Below are 13,427 nucleotides of genomic sequence, written 5' to 3'. Positions count from 1 at the left end.
AGCTTAGGTAAGCCTAAGCTATTTTTTGATCCCTGGTGAGAGTGACCCCCCGCTCACCGGGAGGGGACGAGGAGCCGGCCCGACGGCCGGACGGACAGGAGCTGGACATGACCGCGGCCGAAGGCCTCAAGAACGCCATACAGGAGCGTGTCCTCGCGCACCGCGAGAGCCTGTTGGCGCTCAGCCGCCGCATTCACGCGCACCCCGAGACGGCGTTCTCCGAGCACCGCGCCGCGGCCTGGTGCGCCGAACTCCTGCGCGAGCACGGCTTCGCCGTCACCGCTCCGGCGTACGGCCTCGACACGGCCTTCTCCGCGACCTTCGGCTCCGGCCCGGTCACGGTGGCCATCGCCTGCGAATACGACGCCCTGCCCGGCCTCGGGCACGCCTGCGGCCACAATCTGATCGCCGCGGCGGGGCTCGGCGCGGCCCTCGGCCTCGCCCCCTTCGCCGCCGAACTCGGACTGACCGTACGGGTGCTGGGCACCCCCGCCGAGGAGCGCGGGGCGGGCAAGGCGCTGTTGCTGGAGGCGGGCGCGTTCGAGGGGGTGGACGCCGCGATGATGGTGCACCCCTGCCCGTTCGACGTGGCCGAGTTCCGCTCGTTCGCGCTCGGCACCCTCTCCGTCGCGTACACGGGGAAGGCCGCGCATCCCAGCCTCAATCCGCACGAGGGCCGTAACGCCGCCGACGCCCTGACCGTCGCCCAGGTCGCCCTCGGGCTGCTGCGCCAGCAACTGCCGCCGCACTGGAAGGTGCACGGGGTGACGACGGCCGCGGGCACCGCGCCGAACGCGATCCCGGACCGGGCGACCGCCGAGTACGAGATCCGCGCCTCGGCGGCGGAGGATCTGCGGGAGCTGCGCGAGCGGGTCGAGGCGTGCTTCCGGGCCGGCGCGCTCGCCACCGGGTGCGAGGTGGAGCTGACCCGCCCCGAGCCCGATTACCTGGACTTCCGCACCGACGCGGAGCTGATCGCCCTGTGGCGGGTCAACGCCCGGGCGCTCGGCCGCCCCGAGCCGCAGCGGCGCGAGGCGTTCGCCTGCACGGACATGGGCAACGTCTCGCACGCCGTCCCCTCGATCCACCCCGTGCTCGACATCACCGGCGGCGCCTGCGGGCCGCACGAGGCGGAGTTCGCGGCGGCGGCGGTGTCACCGATGGGCGAGCGGGCACTGCTCGACGGGGCCATCGGCATGGCGTGGACGGCCGCGGACTTCGCGACGGTCCGCCGTGCCCGGCGGGCCGGGTAGCGGTGTCCTCGATCGCCGGACGGGCTTGAGAACACAGCCCGTCCGGCGATCGAGGACCGGGGCCCGGGGCGGAGCCCCGGTTACTTCTTCAGTGCCTTGACGATGTCGTCGATGACGACCTGGCTGGCCAGCGGGCCACCACGGGTGGACCAGACCGAGCCGTTCACCGTCACCGCGTGGTCCTTCTTCACCGCGTTGAGGTCCTTGTACGCCGGCTTGCTCTGCACGTCCTTCAGCGCCTTCTCACCGTCGGAGGTGAGGGTGGACAGGAAGAGCCAGTCGCCGTCGATCTCGTTGATCTTCTCCAGGCTCAGCGCCGGGGTGTGGGCGTTGCCGTCCTTGTCCTGGGTCTTGGGGCGCTTGAGCCCCATGTCCAGGGCGACCCCGCTCGCGAACTGCTTCTTCTCCATCCAGCTCGGGCCGTCCGGGTTCCAGCGGACGATGCTGACCTCGGCGCCCTTGTTCTCGCCCAGTTCGCCCCCGGCCTTCTTGGCCTTGGCCTCGTAGTCGGCGATGACCTTGTTGGCCTTGTCCATGCTGTTGAGCGCGTTGCCGATGCCCCGGAAGGACAGCTTCCAGTCGTCGCTGGGGGCCATGGTGACCAGCGTGGCCGGGGTGATCTCGCGGAGCTGCTTGAGGACCTGCTCGTCCTGCATGTCACCGGCCAGGATGAGGTCGGGCTTGGCCGCGATGACCTTGTCCATCACCGGCTGCAGCAGATTGCCGACGACCTTGATGTCCTTGACCTTGTCCTCGAGGTAGGCCGGCGGCTTGCTCAGGCCCTGCCCGTTGGTGATGCCGACCGGCTTGAGGCCGAGCGCGAGCACCGCGTCCAGGTCCTCCTGCGTGAGCGTCACGATCCGCTTGGGCTGGGCCGGGACCTTGACGAGCTTGCCGGTCGCGTCCTTGATCTCACGTGTCTGGCCGCCCCCGGCGCCCTGCGAGGCCGACTCCGAGCCCTTGTCGTCGGAACCCTTGTCGGAACCGCAGCCGGTCACCAGCAACGCGGCCGCCCCCACGGCGGCGAGAACCTGAGCCGCGCGGCGCGAGGCGGGCAGAAGAGGGCGGTGGGTCGAGGTCATCGAGAGCTCCGGGCGTCGAAGAGGGGAAGGAACAAGGCGGAAAAACAGAAAGGGGACGGCTTTCGGCGTGGGAAATCACCCCCACATGGGACCCCTGGGTCATTAGGTTAGCCTTACCTTAAGGCCCTTCCGCCGGGAGGGTCCACCTTGCGGCGAACGTCTTGGAAAGGCCTGCCACCTGTGGAGCTCCGCGTCGAACAGCTCACCGCCGGCTACCCCGGCCACCGCGCCGTGGCGGGCGTCGACCTGACCATCCCCTCGGGCCGGGTCGCCGCGATCGTCGGCCCCAACGGCTGCGGCAAGTCGACCCTGCTGCGCTGCGTCGCCCGGCTGCACCAGCCCGAGTCGGGCCGCGTCCACGCGGGCGACGCCGACATCTGGAAGCTGAAGCAGCGCCAGGCGGCCCACCGCATCGCCCTGCTCCCCCAGTCCCCGCTGGCCCCCGAGGCGGTGACGGTGGCCGGGCTCGTGCGCTACGGGCGCCACCCGCACCAGGGGCTCTTCCGCCAGTGGTCGCGCGATGACGAGCGGGCCGTGGGCGAGGCCCTGCTCGCCACCGGGGTCTCCGCCCTCGCGGACCGCCGGCTCGACCAGCTCTCCGGCGGCCAGCGCCAGCGCTGCTGGCTGGCGATGGTCCTCGCGCAGGAGACCCCCATCGTGCTCCTGGACGAGCCGACCAGCGCGCTCGACATCGGCCACGCGGTGGAGGTGCTCGACCTCGTCAAGCAGGTGGCCACCGCGGGCCGGACCGTCGTCATGGTGCTGCACGACCTGGCGAGCGCCGCGCGTTACGCGGACACCGTCATCGCCATGAAGGACGGCGCCGTCATCGCGCAGGGCCCGCCCCGGGACGTCGTGGACGCGGCTCTGGTGCGCGAGTTGTACGGCATCGAGGCCGACATCCTGCGGGCTCCGGGCGACGGCTCCCCCGTGGTCGTGCCCGCCACTCGCACACCGGCCGGGGCCGGTGTGCGAGGGCCCGCCACGGCCTGACCCGCCGGGACCCGCCCGGCGACCCGGCTCAGGACGACGACTCGGGCCTGCCGTGGTCGCCCACCGGGCGCGGCCCCTGACGCAGGGACAGCAGCCGGGCGAGCACGCCCGGTCGCCGCCGAGTGGCGGGCGGAGCGTTCGGCGCCGGCCCGGACCGGCCGCCCGCCGTCGCGGCCGGCCGGTCCGGTTCTCCGTCGGCACGGCGGCCCGCGCCGGTCCCGTGGTCGTCCTTGTCGGTGTCCTGGATGTCCCGCGCGTCCTGGGCGTCGCGGTACTCCTCGACGACGATGGGCGCGGGCTCGGGTTCGGGGTGGTGAGTGCGGTAGGCCTGGGCGCGCAGATACGCGTCCAGGGCGCGCGCGGGGTCGAGGGGCATGACGTCTCTCCTGCTGTCGCACCTACGAGTGAGCTGACGCGTGCGCGCGCGGCGCGGCGACCCCGGGCCGAGGGCGACGGGGGCGGCGGCGGGCGCGGTTTCGCTCAGCAGCGCAGGACGGTGTGACGCGCGCGGGCGGCGGTGACCTCGACGGCGCCGGAGCGGAGCACGGGCCGCTCGTCCGGCGCCGGGCCGGTGCCCGCCACCGCGGTGACGGCGGGCGGCAACGCGTCGCCCACCCTTCCGGGCGGACGGCCCGAGCGCCGCCCGGAGCGCGAGCCGCGCTGCTCCGAGGCGCAGGCGGCGTACTCCTCGGAGGCGCCCTCCGACTGGGATCCGGAGGTCTCCTCCCGGCCGACGCCGGACGCGAGACCTTCCGCGGCCGATCCGGAGAGCGCCAGGAGCACGGAGAGCAGCGCGACGACCAGGGCCCGCGACGCGGACCTCAGGACAGCACTCCTCCACACACCCATGACACCAAGAGTAGTTGTCCGATTACGGTGGGTGCACTCAGTCGAACGGGTGAAGGTTGCGGCTCCCGACGGTCCCTGACGTTCCGTGACGCGCCCCGGGGGCGGGAATCAATCGCTGGAGCTGCTCCCGCAACTGCTCCCGCAGCTGCTGCCACAACTGCTCGAACCGCTGTCGCCACCGCTGCCACTGTCACCACCGCTCCCGCTGTCGCCGCCGGAGCCCGAGTCCGAGCCGCCGGAGAAGAAGTCGCTCCACGACGCGTCGCCGTCGGATCCGGAACCGCACTCCGTGAGCAGCTCCCGCAGCGGGGCGTCCGGCAGGCACTCCGCACCGTCCAGCGCCACCCCCAGCATCCACGCCGTCGAGGAGGAGTTCGTGTGACCGCCCCCGGCCCCACCGCCGCGGACTCCCCGGGCGAGATCGGCGCCCGCCCGCGCCCGGCCCCCGGTGCCGGGCAGCACCTCCCGGCGCACCAGCCCGCACAGCAGCGCGGCCACCGCCGCCAGCACGTCACAGAGCAGGATGTGCGGTCCCCAGGCCGGTTCGCGGAGGAAACGCACGAACCCCACCACCGTCACGACCGCCATGAAGGCGAAGCAGAGATAGGTGAGCACCCTCAGCACGCGGTCACCGAGGCGGAACAGCCGTCGCCACCCGAGGCCGTGGTCGAGCCCGCGCCTTTGCAGGGAACGCCCGATGTCGAGGACCTCGGGGGTGTGCCCGCACAGGCGGCGCAGCGGCCGCACCTCGGGGGAGCGGGTCCCGCGCCCCTTCGCTTCCCGGTGCGTGCGCACGATGGCTTCCTCGACGGCCGTGCGCGGGCCGCGTCCCCAGGTCAGAAGGACCCGGCCGCCGGGAACGACTTGGGTGGATATCCGGAGCAGCCCGTCGCGTTCCATGGCGGCCAGAGCGGTGTCCACGACCCGCAACGGGCCGCCGCTCAGCCACGCCACCTCCAGGACCTCCCGGGAGGCACCTCCCCCGCCGCCGTCCGCGCCGTCCGAGCCGCCCGGCGCGGGACCGGCCGGGGCCGGGCTCTCCCGGCGCCGGCGGGCGGCCGACAGGCGGGCCGCCCCGCCGAGGGCCGCGCACAGCGCGATGACGAGGTAGGCGTACAGCAGGAGAAACAGCGGTACATCCATGTCCGACCAACCCCCCGAACAAACACAAGGTCAACTATTGGGGACACGCTAACCGGTGGGCCGCGCCGGGCCGCCACCCCACCGGCCCACGGGCGTCGCGATGGTGGGGTTCCGGAACAACTCCCCCGCGTCGTCCGCCCGGTGGTGTGTAATACCGCCATGGAGAGGCCGGATCGGGAGCGGGCGGAGTCGGCGGCGCGGCAGGAAGCGGCGCGGCTCACGGCATTGGACATCCACGGCGTCGCCCTCTCCTGGGTGGACGTCGCGGGCCTGGCCCGGGTCAAGGCCGTTCCCACCGCCCGGCTCCCGCACGCCGCGCGGCGCGGCGTGGGCATGGGCCCCTCCTTCGACGTCTATCTCACGGACGACTCCAGCGTCACCAGCCCCCACATCGGCGGACCGGACGGCGATCTGCGGCTCTTCCCCGATCTGGACCGGCTGACCGTGCTGGCCGCGCAGCCCGGCTGGGCCTGGGCACCCGTCGACCGCTACGAACAGAGCGGCGAGCCGTACGGCGCGTGCCAGCGGCAGTTCGCCCGGCGGATGACCGAGCGCGCCGCGGCGCGCGGCCTGCGGCTGCGGATGGCCTTCGAGTCCGAATGGATCGTCACCCGGGGCGATGCCACCGAGACGGGGATCCGCTATCCGTGCGCGGGCCCGGCCTACGGGATGACGCGGCTCATCGAAATGTCGGACTATCTGTGCGATGTCCTCGAAGCGCTCGCCGCCCAGGACGTCGAGGTCCAGCAGATCCACCCGGAGTACGCGCCCGGGCAGTTCGAGGTCTCGGTGGCCCCGGCGGACCCGGTGGGCGCCGCCGATCTCGCCGTGCTGGTCCGCCAGACGATCCACGCGGTGTCCGGGCGGCACGGGCTGACCTCCTCGTTCGCACCGGTCGTGGAGGCGGGACGCGTCGGGAACGGCGCGCATCTGCATCTCAGCCTCTGGGGCGACGACGGGATCGACGAGGGGAACCTGTGCCGGGGCGGCGACGGCCCGTACGGCATGACGGAGGTCTGCGAGGCCTTCCTCGCCGGGGTGCTGCGGGAGCTGCCCGCCCTGCTCGCCCTGGGTGCCCCCACCCCGGCCGGTTATCTGCGGCTCGCCCCCTCGCTGTGGGCCGGGGCCTTCCAGTGCTGGGGGCTGGAGAACCGGGAGGCGGCGCTGCGTTTCATCACCGGGGCGCCCGACGACACCGGGGGCGCCAACGCGGAGGTCAAGTGCTTCGACGCGGCGGCCAACCCGTATCTGGTGGTCGGTGCGGTCATCGCCGCCGGGCTCGCCGGGATCGAGGCCGGGCTGACGCTGCCGCCGCCGGTCGCGGGCGACCCCGTCGCCACCGGCCGGGAGAGGCGGCTGCCGGCCTCGCTGCCGGAGGCGCTGGAGCACTTCACCCGCTCGGCGCCGCTGCGCACCGCGCTCGGCGACCCGCTGTTCGAGGCCGTGATCGCGGTCCGCCGCGGGGAGGCGGCGCGGTTCGACGGTGCGTCGCCACAGGACATCGCGGACGCCGTCCGCGGGCGGTTCTGAATGTCTCCCGCGGTGGTGACTTCCCCGGTGGTGTCACCCCTGGTGGACCACCACTGCCACGGTGTGGCCCGTGCCGACCTCGGCCCGGAGGACTTCGCGTCCTTCCTCACCGAGTCCGACGCGCCCGCGGCGCCCGGCACCACCTTCTTCGACACCCAGCCGGGCTTCGCGGTGCGCCGGTGGTGCCCACCGCTCCTGGATCTCCCGGCACACTGCCCGCCGGCCCGCTACCTCGCCCGCCGGCGTGAACTGGGCGCGCGCGAGGTCAACAGCCGTCTGCTGCGCGCCGCCGGGATCACCGACTACCTGGTGGACACCGGGCTCCCCGGCGACCTGACGAGCCCTCGCGAGCTGGCGGCCGCCGGTGCCGCGACCGCCCATGAGATCGTGCGCCTGGAGACCCTCGCCGAGCGCGTCGCCGACGGCGTCGGCTCCCCCGGTGCCGCCGACGGTTTCCTCCACGGCCTCGCCACCGCCGTGCACGACGCCGCCCGGACCGCCGTGGGCTTCAAATCGGTGATCGCCTACCGGTACGGGCTGGACTTCGACCCCGCCCCGCCGGAGGCGGCCGAGGTCCGGGCGGCGGCCGCCCGCTGGCTCGCCGGGCGGGCACCGGGCGGGCGGCTGACCGACCCCGTGCTGCTGCGCCATCTGCTGTGGTCCGCCGCCCACACCGCCCTGCCGCTCCAGCTGCACACCGGTTTCGGCGACCCGGACCTGCGCCTGGACCGCTGTGACCCGCTGCTGCTCACCGACTTCGTCCGGGCCGTGCGCCCCACGGGCTGTTCCCTGGTCCTGCTGCACGGCTATCCCTACCACCGGGGCGCCGGGTATCTCGCCCACGCCTTCCCGCACGTCTACACCGACGTCGGCCTGTCCCTGACCCACACCGGGGCGCGGGCCGAGGCCGTCCTCGGGGAGATGCTGGAGCTGGCCCCGTTCGGCAAGGTCATGTTCTCCACCGACGCCTACGGGCTGCCGGAGCTGTACGTCGTGGGCGCCCGGCTCTTCCGCCGGGCCCTGACCCGGCTGCTGACCGGCTGGGTGGACGAGGGCGCCTGGTCCCCCGACGACGCGCGGCGGATCGCCGGACTGATCGGCGCGGGCAACGCGCGGCGCCTCTACCGGCTCGGGGAGAGCGGCTCACCCACCTAGGGTGCGGCCGGCGGATCATGGGGGCGGACCACACCGCTGCGCGGCGGTGTCCTCAATCTCCCCCAGCTACCGCTGGGAGGTGCCCCCAGCGGGCTGGTTCTGCCGGGCTCAGCCGATAGCAGCCCGTCCGGCGTTTGAGGACACAGCACAGCAGCCCGTCCGGCGTTTAAGGACGCGCCCGCAGGCCCTCGCCGCCGCGGGCGGACCGGTGCGACCCCGCTCTCCCGGACACCGCCGTATCCGGGCCGGTTCCTCCTCGTTGGGCCGGTGAGGAAGTTCGTCGGACGCCGGCCGGGTCCCGGCGGGCGGGAGGGCCGGGTCATGCGCATCCAAATCATCACGGCGGGCACCATGGGTTCGGTGGCGCCGTACACCGGTCTCGGCCACCGTCTCGTGGCCGAGGGGCACGACGTGGAGATCGTCACCCACGCGAAGTTCGAGGAGCTGGTGACGTGTTGCGGGCTGCGCATGCGGCCGCTGCCCTCCGACCCGTTCGAGGAGCTGATCGGCGCGCACACCCGCTTCCGGCACGGGGGCCGTTCGCTGCGGGCGGTCCAGCGGCTCGCGCACGCCACCGAGCGGGCGGCGACGGGGCTCGTGGACGGGATCATCACGGCGGTGGACCCCTCGGCGGACCTGGTCCTGCTGTCGACGATCGCCGCGCCGGTGGGCAGGGTCGTCGCCCGCTACCACGACATCCCGAGCATGGGGGTCTTCCTCCAGCCCGACGCCCCCACGGCGGCGTTCTCGCCGTGCGCGCTTCCGTGGCGGGAGCCGGGGTACGCCAACCGGCTCCGGGGCCGGGCGGTGAACCTCGCGATGGACACGCTGCACGCCGCGGCCTACCGGCGGCTGCACGCCCGGCTGGGGCTGCCCTACCGCAGCGGTCACCGGCTGCGCAGGACGCGGGAGGCGAGCCGCTGGCCGATCTGGCACGGGTACAGCCCCTCGGTCGTCCCGCGCCCCTCGGACTGGCGGCCCGAGCTGCGCGTCGCCGGGTACTGGTGGCCGCACGAGTGCCCGCTGTGGACACCGCCGTCGCTGGTCACGGACTTCCTGGCCGCCGGTCCGCCGCCGGTGCTCGTCGACTTCGGCAGCATGATGCCCGACGCCCCCGAGCGGCTGAGCGCCATCACCGCCCGGGCGCTGCGGCAGGCGGGGGTGCGGGGCATCGTCCAGTCCGGGTGGGCGGGGCTGTCCGTGGTGAACGACGACGTCATCACGGTGGGCGTGGTGCCGCACGGCTGGCTGCTGCCGCGCATGGCCGCCGTCGTGCACCACGCCGGCGCGGGCACCACGGGAGCGGGTCTGCGCGCGGGGGTGCCCGCCGTGCCGGTGCCGGTGCTGACCGACCAGCCCTGGTGGGCCGCCAGGCTGGTGCAACTGGGCGTGAGTCCCCGGGTGTTGCCGCACCGGGAGCTGACCGCGAGCCGGCTGGCGGACGCCGTGCGACGGGCGACCGGGGAGCCGTGCTTCGCCGAGCGGGCCACCGCGTTCGCCAAGCGGCTGGCGCGGGAGGACGGCGCGGGGGCCGTCGCCCGGGCGGCCGCCGCACTCGCCTCCTGACCACGCCCCGCCCCCCGACGCCCAGTCAGAACCAGGACCTCCCGTGACGGACCGCACCCAGGACACTTCCCCGGACGCCTTCACCGACCACACCGCCGACCACCCCGCCGGTCAGGCCCCGGGGCTTCCCCGGCCACGCCGCGCGGGGGACAGCCCGCCCTCCGCGCCGTACGCGGCGGGCGTCTCCATGCCGCCCTTGGACGCCTGGCTGTACGGGCAGCAGAGCGGCGGGCACCTGTGCATGACCGCCGGGCTGCTCGCCTGGTTCGAAGGCCCCCCGCCGACCGTGCCGGAGCTGCGGCAGCGGGTCCGGCGGTGCTGGGGGGCGCTCCCCCGGCTGCGGCTCATGCCGCCCGTGGCGCCCTCCGCCACCGCTTGGCCCCGGTGGGCGGCCGGCCCGGAGTTCGACCCGGCGGCGCACGTCACCGCCGGGCCGGGCGGCGGGCACGCCGCTCTGGAGGCGGACACGGCGTTGCTGCTGGCCCGGCCGCTCGCCCCCGGGCGGCCGCCGTGGCAGCTGCATCTGCTGCCCTCGCCCGGCGGCTTCGCGCTCCTGATCCGCGCCCATCACGCCTTGCTCGACGGGAAGTCGCTGGTGACGCTGTTGCGGGCCCTGCTCGACACGGAGCCGCCACCGGGGGCCGGGGCGCCGCGGCCGTACGCGGCGGCGGGGGCGCCGTCGCGCCGCGCGCTGGCCCGGGCGCTCGCCGATGTGCTGCCCAAGGCCCGTCCGCTGCCGTTCCACGGCCCTGTGGACGCCCGGCGGGTGGTGTCCTTCGAGCGGGTGGCGAAGACGGCCCTGAGCGCCGCCCGCGACACCCTGCCGTCGGGGCGGGCCTCCACCAACGCCGTCTTCCTCGCCGCGACCGCCGCCGCCCTGCGGACCGCCGGTCTGGCCGGGCGCTGGCCGGGGCTCCCGGGGATCTGCGCGATGGTGCCCGTGGACGTGCGCGCCGCCGAGGACGCCGAGGTGCTCGGCAACCACTACGCCACGATCAGGGTCCCTCTTCCCACCCACCGGCGTCCCGCGCGGCGGCTCGCGGCCGTGGACGGCTTCACCCGGCGTGCCGCGTTGCAGGGCCGGGCGCGGGCGCAGGCCCTGTTGGTGGCCCGGACCCGGCGCCGTAACGGCCGGCTGACCGACGCCCTCGGCCGTTATGTGGCCTCCCCCGTCTATTCCTCCCTGCTGTGCAGCAGCCTGGCGACCTATGCCGGTCCGCTCGCCCTGGGCGCCGCGCCGCTGGTGGCGGTGTCGGGCCTGCCGCCGCTGAGCACCGGTCACCCCGTGGCGGTGACCATGTCCTCGCACGGCGCGCACGCGGTGGTGGCGGTGGTGACCGATCACCGGCACCGGAAGCTGGCCACACGGCTGTCCGGCCTCATCCACGACGAGATCCACACGTTGCGGCTGTGAGGCGTCGGGCTCCCGGGACGTACGGGACGACGTTGGGTGACCGCTCGCGCCTGTCGGGCGGGCGGCCAGTAACGCACGGGCATGACCCGTCGTTGCCCCTGATGAACTGCCCACGAGATTCCCGGTCGCACGCATTGCCACGAGCTGCCCCGCGCAGCCGTCCGGACGCGACGTCCGACCGTGAAACGGAGACCGCCGTGACGATGCACACCGCCTTCCGCGAAGAGGTCATTCCACTCAGCTGCGACGGCTACGCGTACAGCGGGCGCATCGTGCACCGGCCGAACGCGCGGATGGCGCCCGTCGTCCTCGTCGGCGGGGCGTTCCAGCACCAGAACGCCTGGGGGCGGGTGGAGCAGTCCTTCCTGGAGGCGGCCAGTGTGATCACGGTGGACCTCCCGGGCTGGGGGGCCGCCGACCCGCTGCCCGCCCGCTACGGCTTCGACTTCCTCACCCGCGCCCTCGACCGCTTCCTGTCCGAGGTGGCCCCGGGTCCGGTCAACATCCTGGGGACCTCGTACGGGAGCGCCATCGCCCACCAGTGGGTGCAGCGTCACCCCGAGCGGGTCGAGCGGCTGGCTCTGGTCGGCACCATGGCGCATCTGACCGACCACGTCCGGGCGCGGGTGGAGCGTCTGCTGCGGCTGGGGGAACAGGGCCGTCGCGCGGAGTTGGAGAGGGGGGTCCTCGACACCATGGTGTGTGGGTCGCCGCTCGTCACCATCACGCGCCGGCCCGCCGTCATCAGATGTCTCTCCCGTGCGCTGGCCGAGATGTCCGGGCAGGACATCGCCAAGTTCCTCGACAACACCCGGCGGCTGCTCGACCACCCGGACACCCCCGGCGGTCCGACGGTCCGGGTGCCGGTTCTGGTCACGACCGGTGAGCACGATCCGCTGACCACCCCGGCCCTGAGCCGGGAGGCCGCGTACCGGTGCGCCGACGCGCGCTTCACGACGCTCAGGGACGCGGACCACCTGGTGCATCTGGAGCGGCCGCGGGAGATCGTGGACCTGCTGACCCGGTTCTTCGCCGGCGAGTCCCTCGGCGGCCTGGACTACTGCCGTCCGGTGGAGTACATCGGGCGCCGCGGTCCGGCCGTCACGGCGTCCGTGAGTCCGTTCCCGGCGCCCCGGTCGGGCGGTGGGTGTCAGTCCTCGTGTGCCCCCGAGGGCAGCTGACGCAGCCTCATCGGGGTGTGCGTGTGGTACGCGTAGTCCAGCATCTTCCAGGCGTCCGGGTAGCGGTTGGGGTCGTTGAGCAGGACCCCCACCACCGTCCGCTTGCCGCGCTTGGCGGCGAAGACCAGGCACGGTCCGGCCGCGCTGCCGGTGCCGGTCTTGATGCCGATCACGCCGGGGTACGCGCCGAGCAGTTGATTGGTGTTGTACCAGGTGTAGGTCCGGTTGACGTTGGTCGCCTTCTGCCGGGTGCTGGTCGACCGGGTGACCGCGTCGAAGGTGGCGTTGCGCAGGGCGTGCCGGGCGAGCTTCGCCAGGTCGCGCGGGGTGGTGTGGTTGCGGCCGTGGGCGGAGATGCCGTCGAAGGAGTCGTAGTGGGTACCGCGCAGTCTGAGCCGGGCGGCCTTGGTGTTCATCTTCTCGATGAACGACGTGGTGCGTGCCTTCTCGCTGCCGCCGCTGCCGACCGTGTCCGCGAGCGCGTACGCGGCGTCGCACCCGGAGGGCAGCATCAGTGCGTACAGCAGCTGGCGTACGGTCAGCTTGTCGCCGACGCGGAGGTCCGCGGTGCTGGCGCCCTGGCGTGCGACGTAGTCGCGGTACGACTGTTTGATGGTGACGGGCTTGTTCAGGTTGACGCCCGGTGTCTCCAGGACGACGACCGCGGTCATGACCTTGGTCGTGCTGGCCATCTGCCGTTGGACGTCCGCGGCCTTGCCCTCCCAGAGCCCCGCCCCGCTGCCGTCGAGCAGATAGGCGCCCTTCGCACCGATTCCCTTCGGGCCGCCCGTCGCCTGGGCGGTGGCCGTCGGGAGGGCGACGGCGAAGGCCGCCGTCGTCGCGGTCAGCGCCACGGTCCACCGACGGACCGGGCTTCTCCCACCTCGCTGCATTGACGCTCCCATTCCTCGCGGCTCGAGCCGTGTCCGGCTTAACGGGTCCGCATGCTCGCACCCGGCCGCGGGCGCGGTGAAATCGAAGATCACTAATGGGTGACCGTGCCGGAACGGCGCCGGGCGGCGCCCGTGGGCGTGCCATGCTGCTGACGCGCATGGCCGGACGGCGCCCGGAAAACGCCTCGGGGGCGTTCCAAGCCCGAAAAGGGGGGGGGAGCCCCCAAAGGGGGGAAAGGGGGGGGGGTGGGGGTTGGGGGGAGGGTCGTTTTTTTTTCCACCCACGCCCAACAAATGACTGGTGTTCTCAGCTCTTAAAGGGTCGAAAACCCCCCCTATCCCCCCCACCTCAAGCAATGGGCACAAGA

General features: G+C 73.7%; 12 protein-coding genes. 7 read left to right on the top strand and 5 right to left on the bottom strand.

Going from position 1 to position 13,427, the window contains the following annotated elements; all coding sequences use genetic code 11:
* Positions 1-107 precede the first annotated feature (107 nt).
* Positions 108-1,253, top strand: coding sequence for a M20 family metallopeptidase (locus tag ACZ6MA_RS24380; protein ID WP_469436058.1), 1,146 nt, complete (start codon positions 108-110; stop codon positions 1,251-1,253).
* 80 nt (positions 1,254-1,333) lie between these two features.
* Here the strand turns inward: ACZ6MA_RS24380 and ACZ6MA_RS24375 are convergent, their stop codons facing one another.
* On the bottom strand, positions 1,334-2,335 hold the full coding sequence (locus ACZ6MA_RS24375; RefSeq protein WP_469436057.1) for an ABC transporter substrate-binding protein: 1,002 nt from the start codon (positions 2,333-2,335) through the stop codon (positions 1,334-1,336).
* Between the two features lie 180 nt (positions 2,336-2,515).
* Between ACZ6MA_RS24375 and ACZ6MA_RS24370 the strand changes: the two genes are divergently transcribed.
* Positions 2,516-3,328: an ABC transporter ATP-binding protein gene (locus ACZ6MA_RS24370; RefSeq protein WP_469436056.1), complete on the top strand. Its 813-nt coding sequence runs from the start codon at positions 2,516-2,518 to the stop codon at positions 3,326-3,328.
* Between the two features lie 28 nt (positions 3,329-3,356).
* On the opposite strand, the gene ACZ6MA_RS24365 is transcribed toward ACZ6MA_RS24370, so the two are convergent.
* The 3 genes from ACZ6MA_RS24365 to ACZ6MA_RS24355 form a co-directional block, all read right to left on the bottom strand.
* On the bottom strand, positions 3,357-3,704 hold the full coding sequence (locus ACZ6MA_RS24365; protein ID WP_469436055.1) for a hypothetical protein: 348 nt from the start codon (positions 3,702-3,704) through the stop codon (positions 3,357-3,359).
* A 104-nt stretch (positions 3,705-3,808) separates the two neighbouring features.
* Positions 3,809-4,177 (bottom strand): hypothetical protein, encoded by a 369-nt coding sequence (locus ACZ6MA_RS24360; protein WP_469436054.1) that lies wholly within the window; start codon positions 4,175-4,177, stop codon positions 3,809-3,811.
* A gap of 108 nt (positions 4,178-4,285) precedes the next feature.
* Positions 4,286-5,320 carry a TIGR04222 domain-containing membrane protein gene (locus ACZ6MA_RS24355; RefSeq protein ID WP_469436053.1) on the bottom strand — a complete coding sequence of 345 codons (1,035 nt, stop codon included), beginning with the start codon at positions 5,318-5,320 and terminating at the stop codon, positions 4,286-4,288.
* A gap of 159 nt (positions 5,321-5,479) precedes the next feature.
* On the opposite strand from ACZ6MA_RS24355, the gene ACZ6MA_RS24350 reads away from it, so the two are divergent.
* The 5 genes from ACZ6MA_RS24350 to ACZ6MA_RS24330 all read left to right on the top strand — a co-directional run bounded on the left by ACZ6MA_RS24350 (position 5,480) and on the right by ACZ6MA_RS24330 (position 12,166).
* Complete coding sequence (locus ACZ6MA_RS24350; RefSeq protein WP_469436052.1) at positions 5,480-6,850, top strand: glutamine synthetase family protein; 1,371 nt, start codon at positions 5,480-5,482, stop codon at positions 6,848-6,850.
* Positions 6,851-8,005, top strand: a complete 1,155-nt coding sequence (locus ACZ6MA_RS24345) for an amidohydrolase family protein (protein ID WP_469436051.1) — start codon at positions 6,851-6,853, stop codon at positions 8,003-8,005.
* Between the two features lie 321 nt (positions 8,006-8,326).
* The gene (locus ACZ6MA_RS24340) at positions 8,327-9,571 is read left to right on the top strand and encodes a glycosyltransferase (protein ID WP_469436050.1); all 1,245 of its coding nucleotides are present in this window, start codon (positions 8,327-8,329) and stop codon (positions 9,569-9,571) included.
* A gap of 43 nt (positions 9,572-9,614) precedes the next feature.
* The gene (locus ACZ6MA_RS24335) at positions 9,615-10,985 is read left to right on the top strand and encodes a wax ester/triacylglycerol synthase domain-containing protein (RefSeq protein ID WP_469436049.1); all 1,371 of its coding nucleotides are present in this window, start codon (positions 9,615-9,617) and stop codon (positions 10,983-10,985) included.
* Positions 10,986-11,188: 203 nt separating this feature from the next.
* Entirely contained in the window at positions 11,189-12,166 is a 978-nt protein-coding gene (locus ACZ6MA_RS24330; RefSeq protein ID WP_469436326.1) for an alpha/beta fold hydrolase, read from the top strand.
* On the opposite strand, the gene ACZ6MA_RS24325 is transcribed toward ACZ6MA_RS24330, so the two are convergent.
* Complete coding sequence (locus ACZ6MA_RS24325; protein ID WP_469436048.1) at positions 12,136-13,059, bottom strand: D-alanyl-D-alanine carboxypeptidase family protein; 924 nt, start codon at positions 13,057-13,059, stop codon at positions 12,136-12,138. The genes ACZ6MA_RS24330 and ACZ6MA_RS24325 overlap by 31 nt on opposite strands.
* Between the last annotated feature and the right edge of the window lie 368 nt (positions 13,060-13,427).

This window comes from Streptomyces sp. NPDC042259, from assembly GCF_055582085.1.
Note: the sequence above shows the minus strand (reverse complement) of the source record. Positions and strands in the feature narration are given on the sequence as shown.